The sequence below is a fragment of the Acinetobacter silvestris genome, assembly GCF_002135235.1.
Taxonomy (GTDB): domain Bacteria; phylum Pseudomonadota; class Gammaproteobacteria; order Pseudomonadales; family Moraxellaceae; genus Acinetobacter; species Acinetobacter silvestris.
Map to the genome: position 1 here is coordinate 1 of NZ_NEGB01000007.1, position 24386 is coordinate 24386.

General features: G+C 39.7%; 24 protein-coding genes and 1 tRNA gene. 6 read left to right on the forward strand and 19 right to left on the reverse strand.

Features of this window, described 5'->3' with window-relative positions:
* Window positions 1–195: transposase (locus B9T28_RS11685; RefSeq protein WP_143222616.1), on the reverse strand; the 195-nt coding region annotated here is incomplete at its 3' end.
* A 431-nt stretch (window positions 196–626) separates the two neighbouring features.
* On the opposite strand from B9T28_RS11685, the gene B9T28_RS11690 reads away from it, so the two are divergent.
* A tRNA-Thr gene (locus B9T28_RS11690) sits at window positions 627–702 on the forward strand.
* 82 nt (window positions 703–784) lie between these two features.
* Here B9T28_RS11690 and B9T28_RS11695 read toward each other — a convergent pair.
* The 3 genes from B9T28_RS11695 to B9T28_RS11705 form a co-directional block, all read right to left on the reverse strand.
* The gene (locus B9T28_RS11695; RefSeq protein ID WP_086204169.1) at window positions 785–1612 is read right to left on the reverse strand and encodes an SAM-dependent methyltransferase; all 828 of its coding nucleotides are present in this window, start codon (window positions 1610–1612) and stop codon (window positions 785–787) included.
* Between the two features lie 6 nt (window positions 1613–1618).
* Window positions 1619–2917: an FAD-dependent oxidoreductase gene (locus B9T28_RS11700; RefSeq protein ID WP_213032975.1), complete on the reverse strand. Its 1299-nt coding sequence runs from the start codon at window positions 2915–2917 to the stop codon at window positions 1619–1621.
* A gap of 508 nt (window positions 2918–3425) precedes the next feature.
* Entirely contained in the window at window positions 3426–4304 is an 879-nt protein-coding gene (locus B9T28_RS11705) for a pirin family protein (RefSeq protein WP_086204171.1), read from the reverse strand.
* Between the two features lie 342 nt (window positions 4305–4646).
* Here B9T28_RS11705 and ycaC point away from each other — a divergent pair, with 342 nt between their 5' ends.
* Together ycaC and B9T28_RS11715 are read left to right on the forward strand one after the other, a co-directional pair.
* Complete coding sequence (gene ycaC, locus B9T28_RS11710) at window positions 4647–5273, forward strand: isochorismate family cysteine hydrolase YcaC (RefSeq protein WP_086204172.1); 627 nt, start codon at window positions 4647–4649, stop codon at window positions 5271–5273.
* A 113-nt stretch (window positions 5274–5386) separates the two neighbouring features.
* Window positions 5387–6310: a LysR substrate-binding domain-containing protein gene (locus tag B9T28_RS11715; protein ID WP_086204173.1), complete on the forward strand. Its 924-nt coding sequence runs from the start codon at window positions 5387–5389 to the stop codon at window positions 6308–6310.
* 60 nt (window positions 6311–6370) lie between these two features.
* Here B9T28_RS11715 and ahpC read toward each other — a convergent pair whose 3' ends face one another.
* The 3 genes from ahpC to B9T28_RS11730 form a co-directional block, all read right to left on the reverse strand.
* Entirely contained in the window at window positions 6371–6934 is a 564-nt protein-coding gene (gene ahpC / locus B9T28_RS11720) for an alkyl hydroperoxide reductase subunit C (protein ID WP_086204174.1), read from the reverse strand.
* Between the two features lie 429 nt (window positions 6935–7363).
* Complete coding sequence (locus B9T28_RS11725) at window positions 7364–9199, reverse strand: DUF1302 domain-containing protein (RefSeq protein ID WP_086204175.1); 1836 nt, start codon at window positions 9197–9199, stop codon at window positions 7364–7366.
* Window positions 9200–9411: 212 nt separating this feature from the next.
* A complete protein-coding gene (locus tag B9T28_RS11730) occupies window positions 9412–10005 on the reverse strand; it encodes an RBBP9/YdeN family alpha/beta hydrolase (protein ID WP_086204176.1) in 594 nt (197 codons plus the stop codon).
* Window positions 10006–10308: 303 nt separating this feature from the next.
* Here B9T28_RS11730 and B9T28_RS11735 point away from each other — a divergent pair, with 303 nt between their 5' ends.
* On the forward strand, window positions 10309–11319 hold the full coding sequence (locus B9T28_RS11735) for an AraC family transcriptional regulator (RefSeq protein ID WP_086204177.1): 1011 nt from the start codon (window positions 10309–10311) through the stop codon (window positions 11317–11319).
* A gap of 177 nt (window positions 11320–11496) precedes the next feature.
* Here B9T28_RS11735 and B9T28_RS11740 read toward each other — a convergent pair whose 3' ends face one another.
* From B9T28_RS11740 to B9T28_RS11785, 10 genes are all read right to left on the reverse strand, one after another.
* A complete protein-coding gene (locus B9T28_RS11740) occupies window positions 11497–12507 on the reverse strand; it encodes a YeiH family protein (RefSeq protein WP_086204178.1) in 1011 nt (336 codons plus the stop codon).
* Window position 12508: 1 nt separating this feature from the next.
* Window positions 12509–12808 (reverse strand): Rieske (2Fe-2S) protein, encoded by a 300-nt coding sequence (locus B9T28_RS11745; protein ID WP_086204302.1) that lies wholly within the window; start codon window positions 12806–12808, stop codon window positions 12509–12511.
* Between the two features lie 14 nt (window positions 12809–12822).
* On the reverse strand, window positions 12823–13467 hold the full coding sequence (locus B9T28_RS11750) for a DsbA family oxidoreductase (RefSeq protein ID WP_086204179.1): 645 nt from the start codon (window positions 13465–13467) through the stop codon (window positions 12823–12825).
* Between the two features lie 2 nt (window positions 13468–13469).
* Complete coding sequence (locus tag B9T28_RS11755; protein ID WP_086204180.1) at window positions 13470–14798, reverse strand: MFS transporter; 1329 nt, start codon at window positions 14796–14798, stop codon at window positions 13470–13472.
* A gap of 176 nt (window positions 14799–14974) precedes the next feature.
* Window positions 14975–16069, reverse strand: a complete 1095-nt coding sequence (locus tag B9T28_RS11760) for a beta-keto acid cleavage family enzyme (protein ID WP_086204181.1) — start codon at window positions 16067–16069, stop codon at window positions 14975–14977.
* A gap of 61 nt (window positions 16070–16130) precedes the next feature.
* A complete protein-coding gene (locus tag B9T28_RS11765) occupies window positions 16131–16979 on the reverse strand; it encodes a TauD/TfdA dioxygenase family protein (RefSeq protein WP_086204182.1) in 849 nt (282 codons plus the stop codon).
* Between the two features lie 80 nt (window positions 16980–17059).
* Complete coding sequence (locus tag B9T28_RS11770) at window positions 17060–18046, reverse strand: quinone oxidoreductase family protein (protein ID WP_086204183.1); 987 nt, start codon at window positions 18044–18046, stop codon at window positions 17060–17062.
* A gap of 713 nt (window positions 18047–18759) precedes the next feature.
* Complete coding sequence (gene ssb, locus B9T28_RS11775) at window positions 18760–19344, reverse strand: single-stranded DNA-binding protein (RefSeq protein WP_086204184.1); 585 nt, start codon at window positions 19342–19344, stop codon at window positions 18760–18762.
* A 51-nt stretch (window positions 19345–19395) separates the two neighbouring features.
* Window positions 19396–20760, reverse strand: coding sequence for an MFS transporter (locus B9T28_RS11780; protein ID WP_086204185.1), 1365 nt, complete (start codon window positions 20758–20760; stop codon window positions 19396–19398).
* 139 nt (window positions 20761–20899) lie between these two features.
* Window positions 20900–21982 (reverse strand): DUF475 domain-containing protein, encoded by a 1083-nt coding sequence (locus tag B9T28_RS11785; protein ID WP_086204186.1) that lies wholly within the window; start codon window positions 21980–21982, stop codon window positions 20900–20902.
* A gap of 239 nt (window positions 21983–22221) precedes the next feature.
* Between B9T28_RS11785 and tenA the strand changes: the two genes are divergently transcribed.
* The gene (gene tenA / locus B9T28_RS11790) at window positions 22222–22896 is read left to right on the forward strand and encodes a thiaminase II (RefSeq protein ID WP_086204187.1); all 675 of its coding nucleotides are present in this window, start codon (window positions 22222–22224) and stop codon (window positions 22894–22896) included.
* Between the two features lie 61 nt (window positions 22897–22957).
* Here tenA and B9T28_RS11795 read toward each other — a convergent pair whose 3' ends face one another.
* Window positions 22958–23299 carry a GlpM family protein gene (locus B9T28_RS11795; protein ID WP_086204188.1) on the reverse strand — a complete coding sequence of 114 codons (342 nt, stop codon included), beginning with the start codon at window positions 23297–23299 and terminating at the stop codon, window positions 22958–22960.
* Between the two features lie 199 nt (window positions 23300–23498).
* On the opposite strand from B9T28_RS11795, the gene B9T28_RS11800 reads away from it, so the two are divergent.
* The gene (locus tag B9T28_RS11800) at window positions 23499–23873 is read left to right on the forward strand and encodes a hypothetical protein (protein ID WP_086204189.1); all 375 of its coding nucleotides are present in this window, start codon (window positions 23499–23501) and stop codon (window positions 23871–23873) included.
* Between the two features lie 55 nt (window positions 23874–23928).
* Here B9T28_RS11800 and B9T28_RS11805 read toward each other — a convergent pair whose 3' ends face one another.
* A complete protein-coding gene (locus B9T28_RS11805; protein ID WP_086204303.1) occupies window positions 23929–24285 on the reverse strand; it encodes a DUF1304 domain-containing protein in 357 nt (118 codons plus the stop codon).
* Window positions 24286–24386: the final 101 nt, after the last annotated feature.

Consider the following 24386-nt stretch of genomic DNA (forward strand, 5'->3'; position numbering starts at 1 on the left):
AGCAGCAAGTTCAGGGGAATATTGTTGTGTTCCAACTAATGTTCCAGATTTAGCTTTGCTGTACCAATTGGAAAGCGTTTGCATGGATATGCCAAGCTGTCTTGCTGTTTCCGAAACATTGCCTTTATTTTCTTCAATCTGTTTTATAGCTTCAGCTTTGAATTCCGCTGTATAAAACTTTGGTTTTTTGCTCATGGTAAACTCCTGATGAGTACGTTTAGTTTACCAAGTGAAAGCTTCCGTTTTTATCAGCACACATCAAATTGGGGGTAAGTTAAAAAATAATAATCAAGCTTATAGTTTAAATTCAATTATTTAAATTAAAAATATGAATCCCTCTTTCGCCAAATTCGAAAGAACTGCAATCCAAGCAGTTAAAAGGCTTGAATCTTAAAATTTCAAGCCTTTTTTATGCCATAAACAAAAGTTACTCAACGTGATAATCCATCAAAGCCATACAACGATTGCTTATTCTCAAATCAGTTTTATTTAAAAAATACATTAGAAAGCACCCAAGCAAACTGCTAACCAATTTTTTATTTAGAAGACCAAAACGATCACCTGAATCAACTGCTTGTTTTTTGGCTTGTGTTTTTACAGATTTTCTGTAAAATTCTCACCAAGTTGCCGGCATAGCTCAGTTGGTAGAGCAACTGACTTGTAATCAGTAGGTCCACAGTTCGAATCCGTGTGCCGGCACCAACTTATACTTAGGTTCACTTGTTAGTGAGCCTTTGTTGTTTTTGAAAATTATAAATATCAGTCTACTCAAAAATTGATTCTTTTATTTCTTCACCGCACTTATTTGTACATAACGCACGATTCCATCTTGATATAACTTTTTACAAAGCCAAGCCGTCATTCGTATTTTTAAAAAATCCATCTGGTTATTTTGTCCAGAATTCATAATAGTCTGAAAATAATCAGAAAATCCATCCAAAACATGTTGCGAAATATCAATGATTTCAATCTGCTCAAAATCATGCTGCATTAAAGTTGTCACATATTTATGCTGTCGTGCTAAATTCAACACATTCACATCGGCTGCTTTTAATAAATATTGATATTTTTTCTGCTGCATCCAATTTAAATTTTGTGCTTGTTCAGACCACATTAAATAATGAAAACCCAAACGACCTTTTACATTTAAAACGGTACTCACCGAACTTAAAAAAGAATTTAACCTGCTGTGATATGCAGCATCGATGCACAGTACAACATCGAATTCACCGTGAAATGGCATCAAGTTTAAATTTAAAAAAGATTGCTGATAGATGGATACTGAGTCTGAAAAGTACGTTTGAATGTGCTCTACACACTCAAACTGTAATTCAACAGCAGATAGCGTTTGAATATGATAGTGCTCAAGCCAATATTTTAAACTTGCTCCTTGCCCACAACCCAAGTCCAGCAACTGGTCATTTGAGTTTAAGGCAACCGCCTGTGCTAATTGGTCAGCTAATTGCTGACAGGCTTGTGGATAGGACACTGTTGCAGCATCCCAAAAGCCCAAATTACTCCAAGCACATTCGGCAGAATCACCTAACAATTTTGCATTAATCGCATACTTATGTGTAGGAAGCTTTTTCCGAAAAGCTTGAAGCCATTTCATCGTAATTTAATAACCCAGTTCTGGAGCGACTTCAACTTTAGGTTTTAAGCCAACAAAGGGCAAGGGTGCACCAAAAATTTCTGCAATGTGCATCGCTGATGTGACTGCCGACTCTAAAATAGGCAAGCCATCACATGACCACGAACCACAATAGAAAACTTTACGATTTGCACTTTTATGACGCTCTTGTAACTCTTTATTTAAAGCCAGCGTTTTTGAATCGACCACGGCGCGCGTTAAAGTCACAGATGCAATGACTTTTTTAGGGTCAATTGCTATGACTGGACGCCAAGTTTGAAATACTGGGGTTTTACCCACTAAACTTGGCTCAACCGAATTTAACCACACCGTAAATTGTTGACGGGTAAATTGACGATCCATCATATAACTGAGGACTGCCCAGTCTTTACGTTTGGGTGGCATTACAATTGAGTCAGTATGAATAACCAATTCGCCTTGTTCAAATTTGAACTGTTTTAATAATTCCAAATCATCTTTAAATTGTTGTTGATTTAAGAATTCTTCAATTTTGTGAGTTGGCGTTGCGACTACAACGCGGTCAAACTTAAATTGTTCAGCATGTGCATTCTCAACCAAAACATGATCTGCTTGCTCTTCTATTTTCTGGATGGCCACACCGCTACGAATATCAATCCCTTCAATGAGCTTATCCACCAGTGCAGGTGTACCGCCCTGAAGACGCAATAAAGCATCACCATCCGTCAATTGTCTTAAGAAAATCAATAACGGTTTTGCTGGCCATTCACCAATTGTTTTTGGATCACAGGTACAAATGGTATACAACACCGGCATCACTGCACCATGCCAAAACACTTCTTCAATCTGATTATGATTCATAAATTCAGCTAAAGAAATTTCTTGATTATTTGATTTAAAGAACTTATGGATGGCTGTTTTCAGTTGCAACATCCCTTTAACTAAGCGCCAACCATATTGCTGAACGCCTTTCCGATTATTAATAATTGGAAAGTTACCAATGCGGGTACGCGTGGTGGTGAGCCATGTTTCCGTCTTATCTTCAAACAACCAACTACATGCCATAAAAGTGCGCACAGGAAAAGTTGGAATATTGAGATAAGCAGCAAGGCTCAAGGTATTTTTCCATAAATGTGGATTCATGACACGTAATGGCGCATCAATTAAACCACCTTCAAACTCAATACTATGACTATCCATTCCACGCCCTGGAAGCGCTTCGAAAATAGTGATGTTATGCCCTGCATCTTTAAGAATTCTTGCTGTAGCGAGCCCAGCCATGCCACTACCAATTACTGCAATATCCAAAGTTATTTTCCATGCGTCGACTATTTTTCTCATTATGAATGAAGATTTTTTAAAACACCGTATTAAAAAGTTCCAGTTTTACTATTTTTTCACCAATATTTTAAAGCAAACGATTATGCTCGACTTTTATTTTTAGGCGACCAAAAATCAAACAATTAAATACAATACAAATGTATAAAAAATGACTATTTATTATATATTTATAAAATTTCCTTTAAAAACAATATAGATAATTTCACCATTTCCGTATAAACCACATTTACAAACCAAGCTGTTTTTATTATTATTTAGGCTATAAAAGCTAAAAACATCATAAAATAACAAGAAAAATAGATAAAAATAATCTCTAAAAAAAAGAAATTACAGCGTAAAGGATCTCTATTGTGTAGATAGAGATCCTTTTATTTTGCGAATCGATCTTCTAGTTTTGTTCAATTTAAACGCTAAAATACTAATCTTATGCGAATTCAGCCCATAAAAAAGCGGATCTAACGATCCGCTTTTTTGATTATGCAGGGTTCGCAATTTCACCAAATTTACCACTGTTAAAATCATTAAACGCTTGAACAATTTCATCTTTAGTGTTCATGACAAATGGGCCATAGCCTTGAATTGGTTCATCTAGTGGCTGACCTGTGAGCACTAAAAATTTTGCATCACGTACGGCTTCTAGTTGAATTTCAGAATCGCCATCTTTATCAAACATCACAATTGAACTGTCCAACACTTGTTGGGTTCCATTCAACAACATTTCACCTTCTAGCACCACAACAAGCGCATTATGCCCCACAGGAACGTGGACATATTCAGCGGTATGGCCTGCTTTTAAAACACCATCCCAAACATTCACTGGACTAAAGGTATTGGCTGGGCCACGATGATCTGCATATTTACCGGCAATAATACGCAAATGACCTGCATCATCATCAAACTGAATAACGGGTATATCTTGGGCTTGAATACCTTGATATTGGGGCGCAGTCATTTTGTCTTTAGCCGGCAAATTGACCCACAGTTGCACCATTTCAAACAAGCCACCCGCTTGCGCGAATGCTGCAGAATGAAACTCTTCGTGAACCAAACCTGCACCCGCAGTCATCCACTGCACATCACCTGCTTGAATGGTTCCGCCACCGCCTGCAGAATCTTGATGCGTCACTTCACCTTGATACGCCAGTGTGACTGTTTCAAAACCGCGGTGCGGATGCGAACCCACACCATGCTGTTCGGTGGTCGGTTTAAACTGATACGGCGCAGCATAATCTAACAATAAAAATGGGCTAATGGCCTGTCCTAATCGATCATAAGAAAATAGATTTTTTACAGGAAAACCATCTCCGACCCAATGCATACTTTGATTACGGTAAACACCAATGACTTTTTTCATCTCTTAACTCCTATCTCTCATAGGATGAATATGAAATAAATATTATGCTTTTAAGCGCTCATCGCATAGAGGCAAAGTAATATTGTAAATCTCATAAACGAGACAATAAGCAATTCAAATTGAATCTAATGATTAAAAAAAGAAGAACCACCTCTAAATCAAAATAACATCCCATTGAATTCAAAAATATCTCATATTTGAGATTAATATTCTCGTTAAAATGACTAACTTTATCTCATTTTTAAAACTATCATCATTACTGCAATTCATGATCAATCCAGACTTTCAAGCCATGGATTGTCAATCAATCGTATTTTTTAATAGCATCATGAGGGAAATAAAATGGGTAAACCATACGTTCGTTTAGATAAAGACAATGCAGCCGTCCTCTTGGTCGACCATCAAATAGGTCTACTTTCGCTCGTCCGTGATATTGATCCTGACAAGTTTAAAAATAATGTATTGGCTCTTGCCGCCGCTGCAAAATATTTTAATCTTCCAACCATTTTAACCACAAGCTTTGAAGATGGCCCAAATGGCCCTTTGGTTCCTGAACTTAAAAATATGTTCCCAGATGCGCCTTATATTGCCCGCCCAGGTCAAATCAATGCATGGGACAATGAAGACTTTGTAAAAGCCGTCAAAGCGACAGGTAAAAAGCAATTAATCATTGCAGGCGTTGTCACTGAAGTCTGTGTGGCCTTCCCAACGCTTTCTGCATTAGCAGAAGATTTCGATGTCTTCGTTATTACAGATGCTTCGGGCACTTTCAACCCTTTAACACGTGACTCTGCATGGGATCGTATGTCTCAAGCAGGTGCTCAATTGATGACTTGGTTCGGTGCATCTTGTGAATTACACCGCGACTGGCGTAATGATATTGAAGGTTTAGGTGCATTATTTGGCGCGCATATTCCTGACTACAGTAACTTAATTCAAAGTTATATTAAAAACACTGAAAAGAAATAAGTTTATTGCACTACAGAAAGCGATCTTTGGGTCGCTTTTTGCATTTTATAGCATCTTATATTCACGTATGATCGAACACAGAAAAGAAACTCGCATTGCTATTTAGGTGATCTATGCATTCATTTGACGACTACTATTATTTTTATCTCGTGGTAAAGCATGGTGGGTTTAGCGCTGCAAGTGAAGCCTCGAACATTACCAAATCTAAATTAAGTCGACGTATTTTAGATTTAGAAACCCAATACAATATCACCCTCATTCAACGTTCAACGCGGCATTTTAAAGTCACCCCCTTAGGCCAAGAGTTTTTTGAAGCCTGTAGTAAAGTGATTGAGCAAGCTGATAGTGCTCAAAATGTGTTATTAAAACAAAAAAATGAACCTCAAGGACTGGTTAAAATTAGTTGCCCACCGGTCATGATGGAACACCAAATTCGTCCTTTACTGACCCAATTTCTAAAAGATTACCCTCAAGTGACTGTTGAAATGGAACTGTCCAGTCGCCGCATCGATGTATTGCATGATGATATCGACCTTGCCATTCGAACCAATTTCAGCGCCAATGAGGATTCCAGTATTATTGTTCGCGACATTATTAAAACCACTCATTGCTTGGTCGCTAGTCCTGAACTATTACAAGGCCGTACCCTTGAACATATTACTGAATTATATGAATTTCCAAGCATTGTCCTGAGTACTCAAAAGCAGCAATACCGTTGGCATTTACACAACTTAAAACAACAAGAAGAAATTGATATTCCCCTACAGCCCCGGATTAAAAGTAATGATTTAATGGGCGCATATTTTGCGGTACTTGATGGTTTAGGTATTGCAGATTTACCTTATTTGACTGTAGAGCATGACATTCAGTCAGGTAAATTGGTTCACCTATTTCCCGATTGGTGTTCCAATGTCGGTACGGTACAACTCGTTTATGCGTCTAGAAAAGGCCAACGTCTGGTGATGGAAAAATTAATTGATGTATTAATTGAAGGTCTGCGTAGCTTTGCAGCTAAAAGCGATGGATATTTAAATTAGACAAAAAAACCCAGCAATCAAATGCTGGGTTTTGTAGATTAAAAAATCGTATGTTTTAAATTAAATTTTACCGACAAGGTCAATTGAAGGTGCAAGTGTTGCATCCCCTTCTTTCCATTTCGCTGGGCAAACTTCACCTGGGTGTGCATGCACATATTGCGCCGCTTTTACTTTACGAAGCAGTTCAGATGCATCACGGCCAATACCACCTGCGTTAATTTCAACAATTTGGATTTTACCTTCTGGATCAATCACAAAAGTCCCACGGTCTGCTAAACCATCTGCTTCAATTAACACATCAAAGTTTTTCGCCAAAGTCCATGTTGGGTCACCCACCATTGGATATTGAATTTTTTTAATTTCATCAGAAGAATCATGCCAAGCTTTGTGCGTGAAATGCGTATCTGTTGAAACAGAATAGATTTCAACACCCATGTTTTGGAATTCAGCATAATGATCTGCAAGATCGCCTAATTCAGTTGGACATACAAAAGTGAAATCGGCTGGATAGAAAAATACTACGGACCATTGACCTTGGAAATCTTTTTCAGAGATTTCGATAAATTCACCATTTTTATATGCTGTAGCATTGAATGGTTTGATTGCTGTATTGATTAAACTCATGAGATATTCCTCTAGCTCGTTTCTGGGATTGCTTAAGTTATGAAGCTAGAATACACAACCTTTTAGAATTGGTAAAACCGTACTTTTTCATAAAAACAATCGAAAAAATAGATTAAATATTTCACTTACTTTTACCAAGTTAATCGTAAAACTCAATTCACCTACCCATTAAACCGAAGGCAATACATTGATAAATCATAGGAAATCTGAGCTTTATTTTATCAATGAGCATGAATCAAGCATTTAATAAAAACGCCATCTGACTGAGTATCAATAAAATTGAAAGAATTTTCTGAGAAGTGTCATGATCGTCCAAGATCTAATGCAAAAGTGTTTACAAAATGGGGGGAACCGTTCAAGGTGACTTTGATTCGCGACATTCATATGTCTAAATCAAAGTCACCTCACATTGAAAGTATGCTATTTAAATTAAAAATTAACTTTGAATACCAATGAAGCAAAGTCCCGGTCATCTAAAATAGAAAATTCATTTGAACCAAAGAAATTAGTATATGAAAGTTCTGTCACATACTTCTTTTGATATATTGCAGAGACTCCTGCGCTAATCGCCATTTGCCCTTGCTGAAAGTTTGGACCGTAGCCTTTGACATCATGACGGAACATCAAACTTGGGGAAACCGTTGTTTGTGCCAGTAAGTTGTTATAACTCAATGCACCACGTAAACGATAACCTAATGACCACTCTTCATAGAAGCCCTGATCATTACAGTATTTTGCATTCAAATCACGGATTTCTTGATCCGATAATTGTCCCGTTTTAGGAGCAGTACAATAGATTGCCAATTTTGATGGATCATAAGCACCAGTCGATAAGCCACTGCGACCGAACGCACCACTCCGACCAAAATGATAATTACCTAAGTCACCAATATGATTGATGCCAAATTCACCCACTAAAGATAAAGCGCTTGCCCCCAATATATTCGGAATTGTATTTGCAGCACCAAGCGTAAACTGAGTTACAGGCACGCGAGCAAAACCATTAATTCGCTCACCTAATGCTAAGGTTTCACTAGGTTTAGTCAACGGCGTATCAGGATATAGAGCCTGCGCATAGACCATATCAGTACTGTTAAAGTGCAGTGGCATATTCGGCTTATAATTTAACTCACTAAAAATAGCGGTCTTACCCACTTTACCCGTTAAACTTAAACCATACATTTCAATATTTTCAGGATAAACTGAAACAATTCTAGCGGTATGATAGTTTGTCGCACCCGGTGCAGAAACAACAACACCGTCAAAATGTAAAATACGACTATGATAATTTGCATAGTACGCCCCAAGTTCAGCATTATTTAAACTTGGAATGATTTGCTTAATGGCAATACCATATTGACCACTATTTTTTGCATATTCACTGGGTAAACGCGCCACTGTAAAATCCAATGGACCATTCATCGCTTGATCTGTTGTAAAGCCTGGACCACCAATTAAAAGTGGCCCACAATTTTCTGAAAAAACATCGGATACTTCAAAGAAAGTACCGCAACCATCAATCACCGAAGGTCTGAATTTAAATTGATAAAAACCTTCAACTTTAAGTTTGTCATTTAATCCCGCAACAAAAGAGAACATTTCCACGGGAATGATGCGTTCTTTAACATCTCCCCCTGGACGGTTCATTGCAGCATAATCAAAGGCACTAACCGAATTTAAACCATTTTGGAAGAATTGCGATTTCCCCCAATTCAATGCATGTTTACCTAATTTCAACTCTAAACTTTTTGAATTTTCAAACTTAAAATTTTTCCAAATATAGGCATCCCAAAGGTCGATGCCTTTAAATTGAACTAAGCGCGGCCATGTTGAATCATCAAAGCTTGTAAAATCACCTGTTCCAGTTTCATAGGCATGGTCATACCAATATTTAGCGCTAATCACTGCACCTTGTTGTTGACCATTTAAACGAACTTCCGTTAGACCTTTAATGATCTGAGAAATTGGATCCCCTTTATCAAAGTTGGCACGACCATTATCACCATTAATGTCGATGCTTGATCCTTCTTTACCAATGCTGAGTGCATCTGGTTTATACAGCAATGCAGCATCAGGATTTTGTGTACTCCAACTTTGACCAAGACTTAAACTGGTATTTGTTTCAAACTTCCAATCGTCATTGATATCGAAGCCAACTGCTGTCGCATTTGAAATTGATAGGATTAAGCCCAAAGAGACACCAACGCGTTGAACAAATAAAATACGACTGTTTTTCTGATTTAAATATAGGTACTTATTCACCATATCATCTCCATATAGATATGATTTATTTTGATTAACTTGCTACATCCATAATTCATTGGATGAATAGAAGCGTGAATTATTGTTTTATAAAATCTATTTACAGCTAATATCGCTAACCAATGAGCAAAAGCTGAAAACGAAGAGATTACAAAATTAAGGCTTAAACCAATGTCATACTTGACTTTAAAACCTTGAAAAATCTATCTACTTAATCACGATGCAGACATCACACAATCATCAACCAAATCGAGCTGTTGAATAAACTGTTCAGCCTGTGGCCAAGGACCAAAACCAGCAGCAGGATTAAGATGACCAACAGCACCTAAGTTAACCAATTGACTGCCCCATGTTTTTGCCATATCCGCAACAGCAGCATAACCAGCTAAAGGGTCATTGGTACTAGCAGCAAGAATACTTGGGAAAGGCAGCACTTGGCTTGGCAAGGGACTCCAGCCCTCTTGTCGAAGTGTGTCAGAGCTTGGATAATTTTCTGGCCAGCTTTGTGTCAGATCAGGAGGAGCAACCAGCAATGCACCTTTAATGGCGTGCTGATACTTGGCTGCCCAATGAATCGTCATCAAGACACCAGCACTGTGTGCAACCAAAATCACAGGCCCTTCTATTTTTTCCAGTTCCGCCTGAATCCGAGCAACTCGTTTCGCACAATTCAATTTGTCCGTTTCTACAGGGGGTACAGAGCGCACCTTAACCAAACGTGTCTCGAGTATTGTTTGCCAATGTTCGGCAACGTGATCACGTAAGCCTGGAATAATTAAAACAGTCGCCTTGGTCAGTATTTTTTCCATCTCTACGCCTTTGAACTGAATGCTCGCTGAGGATAATGAGTGATATAAATTTCATATCCACAATAAGGTGTCGGTTTTTCAAATGATGCACTTTAGGTGACATGCTCTTTTCATTTGATGACAAATCGTTTAAAACTATCTCCTATACAGCAAAAGGTTTTTGAGTACTCAAAGAAGTTAAAAACAAATCAATAAAGATAGATCATTACCTGACTAGAAAAAGGCACTTATTGAGTACTTAACATCTTGCTGATAAATAAAGACTGACCGGGAAGGTTCATTTAAAAACAGGGAGATAAAAAAGTGGTTCCTCTAGCGTATACCGCTGTTCTAAAAAACTATTTGGACGTTACCCAACAATTAGACATTAATCCTTATCCGTTATTAGCGAGTGTTGGGCTCAGCCAAAATCAGTTAACGGATACTAAACAGCGTATCTCAGTAAACAAAGCGATTACGTTGTTGGAGAAGTCTGCCCAAATCAGCGGTTGTGAGACATTCGGTTTACATATGGCAGAACAACGTAAGCTCTCAGATTTTGGAGAAATTAGCTTATTGCTGAGTTATCAACATACCTTACGCGATGCTTTGCAAACACTGGTGCGATACCGGAACTTACTCAATAATTCACTGGCGATTTATATCGAGGAGGTTGGCCATACCGTCATCATTCGCGAAGAAGTGATCACCACTGCCTCTCTGTACAGCCGTCAGGCAACTGAACTTGCGCTTGGAATCATGCACCGTTTCTGCGCCGCACTATTGTCTCAGAAATGGCGTCCATTAAGTATACATTTCACCCATAGTGCACCGCATGACCTCTCGGTGCATCGACGCATTTTTGGATGCCCATTAGAGTTTGGCAGCGAATTTAACGGCATCGTCTGCACAGCGGCAGAACTTGATACCGCGAATCCGCAAGCCAATACAGCGATGGCCGATCATGCACAGCGTTATCTAGATATTTTACAAAATGATAATGAGTCTTCGATTATTTTTGATATTCGCAAAAGTATTTATCTGCTTTTACCGATGGGTCGCGCCACCATTGATCAAGTTGCGCAAATGCATGGTATTAACGTGCGAACATTACAGCGTCGTTTAGAAGCATCTCAAACCAGTTTTAGTGATTTAATCAATGATGTCCGTCGAAACCTCGTGTTTCGTTATCTGAAAAACCTCAATTACTCACTGGGGCAAGTTTCTGATATTTTGGGTTATTCAACACCAAGTTCCTTTACCCGCTGGTTTATCAGTCAATTTGGAATAGCACCAGTGAATTGGCGAAATACCAATAAAGCCTTACTCGATTAATGCACTTTATGAAATATACAAAAACAAAAATTCCAGATGTACTCTTATTGAGTACTGACTGGAACTGATGATTTGGGACAGATAAAAATCAATTTTGAATCGATTAAAATGCTCAATAAGAAAGGGACTTACATCTGTGCAAATAACAAAAAAGTCCCTCTTGTGATGATTTCGGTACTAAAACCACCAGTGCATCAGCGTCAATACCAATAGCACGAGAAAAACACTTTCACCCACCATCAAAAGAATCGGCTTGATCCCTACAGATGCGAGTTCCTTCAATTGAGTCTTCATTCCCAAAGCACTGATTGCAATCACTAAGCACCAACGTGATAACTCATTTAATCCGCCTTGTACGACAACGGGTACCCATCCAGTACTGTTGATACAAGCTAACAGTAAAAAACCCACTGCAAACCAAGGCAGTAATGGTGGACGCTGCCCCGTTGAATCAGCACCTTGCATACGTGTAATCATTGCTGCACAGACAATGACAGGAAGTAACATCGCAACCCGCATCAACTTCACCACGGTTGCTGTATCACCTGTTTCTGTGGACATGCTATAACCCGCACCCACCACCTGTGCGACATCATGAATGGTGGCACCTAAAAACACACCCGCGGCTTGTGGTGACAATTCGAGCCAGTTCGCAATCATCGGATATACAATCATGGCTAAGGTCGAAAGCGCAGAAACACCAATGACGGTAAATAAAGTGGCTTTTTCTTTTTGCGGATGATTCGGAAATGCAGCCGATAATGCCAGTGCTGCTGAAGCACCACAAATTGCGGTAGCCCCACCCGTCAACATACCAAAAAGCCGCTGAAAACCCAGCATTTTAGCAGCCACAACTGAAACCGAAATCGTCACCACAACCAGCGTTATCACTAAAGCAATCGGCTGCCAACCCAATGCCGTAATCTGCCCCAAAGTAATCCGCATCCCGAGCAAAGCAATACCAATACGTAATACTGTACGTGCAGTGAACTCAATACCCGCCTTACACTTACTGTCTGCGGCAAGAAAGTTCAGTCCCATTCCTAACAGCAACGCAAATAACATCACGGGAGCACCATAGTGCTCAGATAAAAAACTCGCAGCAGCAGCGACAACCACACTCACGATAAAGCCCGGCAGCAACTCACGAGATCGTAGATTCAAACCCACGAACATAGAACTATTCATGCTACTCTCCTTGCTTCATGACAATAAACACTTGGTCGTCAATCACCTCTACAGGATATGAAGCAACCTTGAGCTGAGTCGAGTTAAGCAAGTAACCACTGACTAAATCAAAACGCAAACCATGTGCACAACACTGGATCACTTGTCCTTCCAGTTTCCCACCAAATAACGAAGCGCCCTGATGTGGGCAACTGTCATCAATCGCATAGAACTGCGCAGCGACATTGAATAATGCTAGGGTTTTATCTCCAATCTGAAGAAATGCTCGTGCACCTAGGGCAGGTACTTTCTCTTGCGGCACTTGAAAACGAACGGTCATGTCACCAATCCTTGTGTTGCCAGTACATCCAACATAGTTTTATAGAGCACCTCTGCTGGATGCGCGCCCGCTAATGCTGAGCATCCATCAAAAATAAAGTAAGGTACGCCATTACCACCAGTATCAGCAGAGATAAAAGGTTCATCCAAACCATTCCCTAGAATCTCAGCTGAAAAGCCACAAAACTCTGCAATTTTCAGTAGAACCGCCGTATCTCCAATGTCTTCCGAATGATGAAAGTACGCTGCAAATAATCGTTCTAGCAGCAGATCGCATTGTTCTGGATGCCCAATTTTTAGGGCATTTTCCAACAAATGATGTGCTTTAGCCGTATTGGGCATCCGTTTAATACGATCAAAATCAATATCCACACCCACGGTATTCGCTGCTTGACGAACTTGAGCCTGTCGCATACGCACGGAGGTCGCACTGCCTAATCTTTTTAGATAAAAAGCCTGAAAAGGAACCCCTTCAACAGGTAGTTGTGGAATGAGCTGTACCCCATGCCACAACAGTTTCACCTCAACATCAGGATCACTTCGATGCAGTTGATTTATAGCCGCCTGTAACTGACGCTTTCCAATCAAACACCAAGGGCAAATAAAATCAAAAAATACATCTATATTCAACTTACGCTTCATCTTCACTTATCTACGCTATGTTCACTGTTGGGCTGCCATACAACCTGCCCGTTTAATCGTTCCATATCTCGGTGATAATGGCATTTGGCATAAAACAACACTGCGGCTGCCACAATGCTGATCAGCGGCATCAATTGAAATGCATTATGCAAACCAATCACATCAGATACTTTACCAATCACCAGTGGTCCAAGGGCTAATCCGAGTAAATTATTGGCTAAGGTTAAGGTTGCAAAAGCAGTACTATGCACAGAATGGTGAGTCAAATTGGCGACCATCGCACTGGTTGGACCGTTGGTACCTATCGCAATAAACATGCCGACACCAATCAGTACTAATTGCGCAGGACCAGCTGACAAGGCAAATGCAATTGATAGCAACACACAACCACCCAAACAATAGCCGATAGCCAAACTCACTTTACGATCAGGACGATCACGACCAAGACGATCGCACAGCATGCCGCATAAAATGGTACCCACTGCACTGCACAGAACAATAATTGCTGCCGTAATCCCTGCGGTATCGGTGCTCATACCATAATATCGATTTAAATAACTCGGCAGCCAAACAATCACTGAGCCCCCCACAAACAACTGCAAACCACTACCAATGTAGGTTGCAACAACAGAACGACTGGAATAAATCGTTTTTAACGGTTTGTGGTTCTGAACCGATTTTTTCTCAACAGAATGAGTTAAATTTGGTGAAATAATTCTTTTTTCTTTGACAACAATTGGATATAAAAATGCCAAGACCAAGCCAAACAAAGCCATGCCACCAAAAGCCCAACGCCAACCAAAATGTTCAGCCATGACGCCGCCCAGCGCCATGCCTAAGAACGAACCAAATATGCCACCTGCCATAAAGGCACTTGCCAGTGTTGCACGCATTTCTCGAGGAAATACTGCCACGACAACAGCGATACCGACACTGCCATAAGCAGCTTCACCCACGCCGACCATAAAACGGGCAATCAACATATGCTGATAATTTTCTGCAAGTGCACAGCCTAAAGTCGCTACGCTCCACAATATAGCCATCAAGGTTAAGCTTCTGACTCGACCAAATCGGTCTGCCAAAATGGACAAAGGTAAGGTCAATAAACCCACCATCAATGCCACAATGCCACTTAATAAACCCAGTTGACTATCACTGAGTACCCACTCACTTTTGATGAGCGGAAAGACAGCATTCAGCACTTGTCGTGACATGTAATCTGAAATCAGTAAACCAAATGTCAAAGCAAATATAAACCATGCATATTGACGAGGAATACCAATCGATGTATCTACACCACTCGTATGTGCTGTAAATTGATGAGCACCCATACGACCTCCTTGTGTGTTTTTATAATTTCTATATCTATCCAGTGCAGGATCGCGTTACGACTCGTAAAGCTATATACGTTTGGGCATCCATATGCCCCTTATATTTTTATAATTTCAATCTAGCTAGTACAGGGTCAGGTTTCTACCTAGAAACCTGACCCTTACGCTTACACAACTTATGCTGAATACTTAAGTTTAGATTCTTTTGTACTCACGATATCACTACGCTGAGGAACACCCTTTTGTCCTGGTTGACGATTCGGTGCCATACCATTGGCCAGCAAGGTTTCTTCAATGCTGTCGTACTGCACACCAATACGATAAATTTCACGTGCTTCTTGACCTGATGCGATTTCACGACCCAACTCATGCGCAATACGCACGGTTTGCTCAATTTGTTGTACTGATGAAAAACGCTTGCCATGCTGATCAATAATGGTATCTTCATTCCCCACGCGCGCATGCATGCCCATCGCCATTGACATGGTATTAAAAGGCAATACATTTTTTAACAATGATTCAGAAGTCAACGTACAGCCATCTGGTACACGATGAATAAAATTAAAGAAGTTAAATGGGTTTGGACCATCAAAACCACCACCAATGCCAATCCAAGTTAAGTTCAATGGACCCATATACAAGCCTTTACGCACCATGCGCTCTAAGGTTTCTAGACCATGCATCCCCGTTAACTGGAAATGCGGTTGAATACCGTTTTGACATAAGCGCTTAAGATGTTCAGTCAGCCAAGCGGGGCCTGCTGGAACTGTCATCTCGGAATATGCTGCCTGTATCGCAGGATGTTCCAACGAAGTTCCTGCTAAATATTCAGGATACAGTAGCTCCATGATATTCATTTGTGTGGTATTGACAGCAACTGTAACTTGATCTGGTTTTGGTGTTAATTCAGCTAGCATATGTCGAGCTTCATCACTTAACCACAGTGCAGCCTCACCTTCGCTTTCCGGTGCAAAGGAAATCGAACCACCCACTTGGATGATCATTTCAGGCACAGCTTCACGCACACCAGCAATCAGCTCGTTAAACTTTGACAAACGTTTAGAGCCTTTACCGTCAAGCTCACGAACATGTAAGTGCAATACCGTCGCACCTGCTTCGTAGCAATCCACCGCTTTTTGGATTTGCTCTTCCATAGTCACTGGAATATCTTCTGGAAAATCTTCTGGCATCCACTCTGGCCCATAAGGCGCAACCGTAATCACCACTTTTTCCATATTTTCAGGGTGCAAAGAATCATCAAAAAATTGCATGCGTATTTCCTATTCTATTTTTCACATTGTTTAATTAGATAGCGTTGTTCAACCCATTAATTTAGTAGGTTGCATCACCAATAATGCCTGCTCGTTCCATTTTTCGATGACAGGCTGGATAATCCATTACGGCATAATGTTGCGTGCTGCGGTTGTCCCAAATCGCAATGCTGTTTGGCTGCCAGCGCCAACGCACTTGAAATTCTGGAAGAGAGGCTTGGGTAATGAGGTAACGTAGTAAGTCACCTGCACCGGGATTCGCATCTTGTCCAAAACGTACTCGCTCTTTGGTGTGGTAATTACTAAAGTGCGTGGTAAATCCATTCACATACAGGATTTTCTCTCCTGTTTCAGGATGTGTACGCACTACAGGGTGCTCCGCATCAGGGAATTGCGCCTTTAAAGCCAAGCGTTTTTCAATAGGCATTGCAGCACCAAAACTAGCCTCAATACTATGATAGGCACGCAACTCTGCAATTTTCACTTTAATATCTTCAGGCAAATTTTCATAAGCCGATACCATGTTCGTCCACATGGTGTCTCCACCAACTGGCGGACATTCAACACAACGTAACACAGCCCCCATCGGTGGGACTTTGCGCCAACTGGCATCGCTATGCCAAGCATTTTCATAACGATCAACGGGACTATCTGGATGCTTATAAATCTGTACTAAACCCGGATGATCAGGATGACTACCGACTGCTGGATGATCTTCCAACGGTCCAAGACGTTCCGCAAATTCGACATGCTCAGCCCGAGTCAACGTCTGATCTCGTAAGAATAAGACACGATGCTTAAGCAGTTGCGTGCGAATTTCAGAAAACAAATCATCATCATGAATTGCATCTGCCAGACTGATACCGCTCAACTCCGCGCCTATATTGCAAGTTAACTGTTCAATTTGCATAAGAAATCCTTTCCAATTACAAAGATTGAGAAACCATCGCTTTACATGCTTCTAAATCACGATGCACTTTCTTGCATCGCTCAAATGACAAAAATAGATGAACCTATCGTTTTACGTGTTTCTAAATCATGATGCGCTTGTACGGCATCTTTCAACTCATAGCGCTGATTAATTTCAATTTTGATGCGACCATGGCGAACATGATCAAATAATTCATTGGCTAATTCCCTTTTCTCAGCAGGGTCAGCAATATAATCAGCCAAGGCTGGACGGGTGATAAACAATGAGCCTTTCATTGCCAGCAACACAGGATCAAAAGCAGGAATTGGCCCAGAAGCCGTACCCACACAAACCAATAAGCCACGACGTTTTAGCGAGTCAAGCGAACCCATAAAGGTATCTTTACCCACGCTATCAAAAACGACGTTGACACCCACACCATTGGTTAACTCACGTACACGTTCAGCAACATTTTCATGACTGTAATTAATCACATGATCACAACCATGTGCTTTTGCAACCGCAGCTTTTTCTTCAGAAGAAGTTGTGCCTATGACAGTTAAACCAAGAAGCTTTGCCCATTGCGAAACAATTAATCCAACACCGCCCGCTGCTGCATGCAACAAAATAGTGTCACCTTTTTTAAAATCATAAATACGGCGCATTAAATAGGCTGCTGTTAATCCACGCATGGTCATTGCTGCAGCAGTTTCACATGAAATTTCTTCAGGCAATTTAATCAATGCATTTGCTGGAATCAGCCGTTGGGTACTATAAGCGCCTAAAGTATTTAAAAATCCAGTGTAAGTGACCCGATCACCCACAACAAAATCGATCACGCCTTCACCCAGAGCTTCCACAACCCCTGAAGCTTCCACACCCATACCATTTGGCATTGGAATTTTATAAGTACCATTACGGAAATAAGTGTCAGCATAATTCAACCCGACAGCGACATGACGAAGGCGTACTTCTCCCAATCCAGGGGCACCCACTTCCACATCTTCATAGCGCATCACGTCAGGTGTTCCTGTTCCATAGAAACGTATAGCTTTAGTCAATGTCATTTTCAAATCCATGTTTTGGTTATTATTCAGTGCCTGCAAAAGCATTCACTAAAACTACAATACTTGGATCTATGCCACTTCACATTTGACGACACACACTTAGCATTTTACGACAATGCATTTTTTAGAAATTCTAACGAGGATGATCAGCAATCAACTGACTTTAAGAGGATATGATTAAAATCAAATTGTTGTGTACTTTGATCTGCAAAAGTAAATAAAAATTATTTTTAAATAGAATAGATGATGCTGAATGAAGCACAACAACTTGCATCACTAAAGCACAGTGAGAATATATTTCATCAGCATCTGCTCAAAATATTGCAAAACCGTATGCATCACAATTATAGATAAATAATTTCAGTCTGCTGCAAAACAGAACCTTACAATTTAAAAATTAAATACATGATTAAAAACATAATTTTTATTATAAAAGATAACAATCATTGAATTAATATTTAATTTTTTGTGATGCAGATGGTTGTACAACGTTTAGGATACGACATAGCAAGCCATCTTCGTCAACTAAGACTGTATACATCTCTTGTCATTAGACATTCCAATTTTTTATTTTAATTAAACTTCATATTTTTATTATATAAAAAAATAGCTTCTCTTATTTACAAAATAAAAGAAGCTATTTTTCATTTTAAGTATTTGAGTTTTATATATTAATAACTAAATCAACTTAACAGATTAACTCTATATATGATCTAAAACGGTAAGTCATCATCCAAATCCGCAGGTGCTTGTACAGGCGCAGCAGACTGTTGTGGCTTAGGAGATTGGAAACCTTGGTTGACATTACCACTCGGATTGCCATATCCACCTTGGTTACTGCTCTGTTGCTGATTAAAACCACTATTCTGTTGCTGACCATAACCACTTTGTTGATTATTGTTATTATTAAATCGTGGTTGGTTAAAACCAGCATTATCGCCAGAATTTTCACTTTGTTGACGATTATTTGAATCTAACATTTGCATTTGTTCACCACGGATTTCTGTAGTGTAACGCTCTTGACCATTTTGATCTGTCCATTGACGAGTGCGCAATGAGCCCTCGATATACACTTTAGAACCTTTACGCAAATATTGCTGTGCAATTTCACCTAAACGGTTATTCAATACAATACGATGCCACTCTGTTTGTTCTTTGCGTTCACCGCTATTTTTATCAGTCCACGATTCGCTTGTAGCGATAGAGAACTGCGTCAATGACCCACCATTTGGGAAGGTTTTAGTTTCAGGATCTTTACCCAAAGTTCCCACTAAAATTACTTTATTTACGCCGCGCATGAGATGTCATCTTCCTATTCAATTCTATGTTTCACTTTATAAGAGTTATGATTAAATGGCTACCTCTTTGCCTAACAAGTGCGTTAAATGTTGTCGCGCAGCATCATCTATTTGCTGTTTATCAACTTTTACATAAGCCACTTGCTGCTCAGACATCACCACAACCTCTTCAATACCACGAATTGCCAATAATTGAGAAGTCCATTCATCTGTTTGTTTGGCTTCTGGTAAGCGTAATACAATTGAAGATAAATAACGTGGTTGAGCCAGTCCAAAACTCACCAATAACCACACAATGGCAATGACAGACAAAATACTCCAGCCAATCGCTGTATGTTGTAACACCAATAGTTGCCCACCTAAAATGCCTCCACAGAAAGCACCTAAAAACTGCCCACTGGCATTCACGCCCATAGCAGTCGCTTTAGATTGAATCGGGGCAGCTTTAGACAACCATGACGGCAATAAAGCTTCCATCACATTAAAGGCAATAAAGAATAAACCTAAACCTAACAACAACAGGTATTTAGACTGATAACCAAAAATCAGAATAATTAAACCAATAATAATTCCACCAATGGCGGTTAAGAAAATACCGCGCATTTGGCGATATTTTTCTGCCAAAATAATACTTGGAAAAGCAAAAAATAGACTAATCAGCAATAAAGGCAAATAGACAATGCCATGCTTCGCTAAAGGAATATCTGCGTATTCAATCAATTGTGATGGGATATAAACAAACATTGCCGTAAGTAATAGATGCAATGAAAATACTGAAACATGTAAGCGATTTAAATCCGCCATTTTCAAGACTTGTTTCAGTTGTTTTAAATAACCCTGCTTATAATTTTGATGATGGCGAGTGGTTTTTGGCACCATAAATAACATCAAAATGGCCAGTAACCCCATGATGGTCGTGACCCAAAATAGTCCTGAAATTCCAACCAAGCTGGTCAACCAAGGCCCTAAACTAAAAGCAATCACGAAGGATAAGCCAATGCTCATTCCCATAATTGCCATGGCTTTAGTCCGCTGTTCTTCACGTGTTACATCGGCAAGTAATGCCATCACCACAGCAGAAACTGCACCTGCACCGGCAATCGCACGACCAATAATCACACCATAAATGGTTTCAGACATAGCCGCGACTGCACCACCCAGAGCAAAAAGCAATAAACCAAACACAATAAGTGGCTTACGGCTAAATCGATCTGCCCACAGGCTAAATGGAATTTGTAACAAGGCTTGGCTTAAGCCATACACCCCAACGGCTAATCCAATCAAAGCTGGAGTTGCATATTGATATGACTGTCCAGCCACTGCAAATACAGGGATGATCATGAACAATCCCAACATGCGTAAGGCAAAGATACTGCTTAAAGCAAAGGTTGAGCGGCGTTCTAAGGCATTCATCATATCAACAAACTTATTAAATTATGTTCAATTCATCACTGGCAACATCATCGCATATTGCAGCAACTTTGTGGTATTTTACATGAATAAAAAGGGTGCATGTTATTGCACCCTCATTGTAAACATATAGCTTAAAAAATAATTAACTTTGCGATTCACTTCGTTTGTTATATTGAATAGATGCAATCACTGCCCAGACAATTAAGGCGACACCGATTAAACCCGTCACAACTTCTGGTACATGTACACCAGTACCACTTGCCAACATGATGAATGCTAAAGCACCAATCGCATAATGCGCACCATGCTCAAGGTAGATATAAGCATCTAATGTCCCTTTCTCAACCAAATAAATAGTCATCGAACGCACGAACATCGCACCAATGGCTAGGCCAAGCATGATAATCACGACATCTGAAGTAATCGCAAATGCACCAATCACCCCATCGAAACTAAAGGATGCATCTAAAACTTCAAGATAAATAAAGCCGCCAATACCTGCTTTAATAACACCCGTCGGTGCTCCATTCGCATCATGTCCTACCGCATTCCCCTGCTCATCCAACTCAGGTTCACCACCTAATAAATGACTTAGAACTTGAACGCCAATATAAACTACGATTCCCCAAATACCCGCCATCATGACCACTAAGCGCGTCGCTTCTTCAACATTCATCGCCATGATGAGCAATGCAATTAAAGCAATAAATACCGACATTGCAGGTACATTTGCCAGACTGGTCAAACGACGCTCTAGCCATCTGAACCAATGTGTGTCCTTGCCATCGTCTAAAAAGAAATTCAGGAAAACTAAAAGTAAGAATGATCCACCAAATGCTGCAATTTCAGCATGATGAGCCATCAGTTTTTCTGAATAATGGGCTGGATCATTTATGGCCATTTTGACTACTTCCAGCATGCCCATATCTGCTGTGACTGCAACAATCACAATAGGAAAGACTAAGCGCATACCAAAAACAGCAATCACAATACCCACAGTTAAGAAAATCATTTTCCAAAAATGATCCCAACCACGTAGTACCGAGGCATTTACAACCGCATTATCAAATGAAAGAGACACCTCCATCACAGCTAAAATAGCAGTAATGGTGAGTGCTGCGAACATGGTCTGTAAACCTGCTTCTGGACCATGGGTATAACCCCAATATGCAGATATTGCCAAACACACGATCGTAAAAAATATAGAGAAACCAAAATGTTTCATGCAACGACCTATGGACAAGGATTTATATAAAGAATTCGCTAGAACGGAATCATAAAAGTTTAAAATTTAATGCACACAATTATGACCACTTTTTCACATTTAGCCAAAGCACTTCGTAGGATTTTTTGAAATAGGTAATAAGCACAGTGCAGCAGTATATCTTCTATATAGAACTCCTGATTCTTGATATAGTCCCATCATTCACCCATTTTTCTTTTTATTGTCGATAGGTATTTGACATGAGTTTTTCTCAAGATGTCTGGCAACGTAACTCAGCTTTATATCAAAAAACACTCGCACTTCCTTTTAATCAAGAACTTGCCGCAGGGACTTTAAGCAAAGAAGTCTTTTGCCATTATGTGGTTCAAGATGCACATTACCTGGTGGCATATGGACGTGCTTTAGCAATTTGTGGGGCAAAAGCATTTGAAGCGGATGATATTATTCAGTTTACCCAAGGTGCTAAAGAAGCGATTGTGGTTGAACGCAGTCTACATAATGGTTTTATGCAAAACTTTGAGATTAGCAAAGTACAATTTGAAACCACCCCTTTAACCTTGGCCTGTCATCATTACACTTCATTTTTAACCGCAACAGCATGGTCTGAAAGCTATCCTGTCGTCCTCGCTTCGCTATTACCTTGCTTCTGGATTTATGCAGAAGTTGGGAAAGATATTATTGGCAATTCTGTACCCAATAATCCTTTCCAAGCATGGATTGATACCTATGCGGGTGAAGAATTCAATGAAGCGGTGCGTAAAGTCATTCTCACAATTGATAAAGTTGCAGCACGTTGCGATGCCGATACCCTTGAGAAAATGCATCAGGCCTATACCAAAGGTGCTGAATTAGAATGGTTATTCTGGGATGGTGCGTATCATCAAAGACAATGGTTAGGTTTGGATCAAAGCTAAAAATCTCTTTATAACCATCTGAGGCAGGTCCAAATTAAAAGCACAAAATTCTGTGTCTAATTTATTGCTGAAATAGCTGCCATCCATAAATTAGACCTGCCGCCGCAATCACCCAACATACTGTTGCCAAACCTAGACATGACCACATTGACATTTTAGGTGCAAATACATACACCATGAATAAATAAATAGCATATGGAATAAGTGACCATAACCCAAACAGTGCTGTTTTACGCAGAGCTTCTGCACCTTGTTGCTGTGACACAATGACATGGGCAATTAAGGCAAACGTCGGAAATAATGGAACTAAACCCGCAATATAAAAAGCCTTACTTTTTGAAAGTACAGAAATAAGAACAACAACGATAGCCCCTAAGATGCATTTAAAAAACAAAGACAACATGCTTCATCCAAAATTCAGTGAATCAAAATGCTTAGTCTACGCCGATCAACTTATTTTTAAAGCGAAGATCAGGATAAATCCTCTTAAATTCCTGTGTATTTGTAGCTAGACTTTAATGATAAAACCATGCATTATAAATAATAATAATTATCATTTACAATCTAACCTTTGAAGGTTGTTTAGCGCGAGAGACAATAAGATGCAAGCACGTAACCTAGGGACTGAAGCCATTCGCGCATTTTTCACATTACAATGCTGTTGGCGCAATAGTGAAGAAATTTATTTAGAAAAAGGCTGCCAACATTGTGGTTCTGCGGCCACCTATTTAATCTATTTCACCAACATCCATATTCAAAAGTTAATGCTCCAATTTATTCAGCAATATAATTGTCATTTATCTAAAGGCCTAGATTTACTTGATTTGCATGGTTTTGAAGCAAGCTATAATGGCTTTTTACAAATTTTAGAAAATGAAGTCAACTTCTATGCACGAAGACATTATGACGTCCGATCTGACGTAGCATTTGAGCAGATAGAATCTATTTTTGAACGCTCATTCCGCATGGCCTGCTAAACAATTTTAATCCTTATAAGTTAAGACTGAAGTTATTAAGCTGCAATGATTCAACTCATCCAATAAAATTGACCATGATTAAAGCAACCAAAGCAGGTAAGGCTTGAATATACAAAATCTTTTTACTTGCCGTGATGGCACCATAAATACCTGCAATTAATACACAGGCTAAAAAGAAATTAGCCAATTGAATTGAGAATGGTGCCGATGCAATCAGTGCCCAAATTAAACCGGCAGCAAGGAAACCATTATATAAACCTTGATTTTGTGCCAATACTTTTGTGAGTGCAGCCTTTTCTGGATTATGCGCAAAGGCTTTCATGCCCATCGGTTTATCCCAGAGGAACATTTCCAACACTAAAAAATAAATATGGAGCATGGCGATTAGTGCAATTAAAATTTTTCCAATGATCATGTGATAGCCTTTGTTTTTATTGCATAGATAATCACCATTCTAAAGCTAAATACCACGCAAGACTGATTTTCAGTTTCAAAATTTCTGACTTGTAGGTC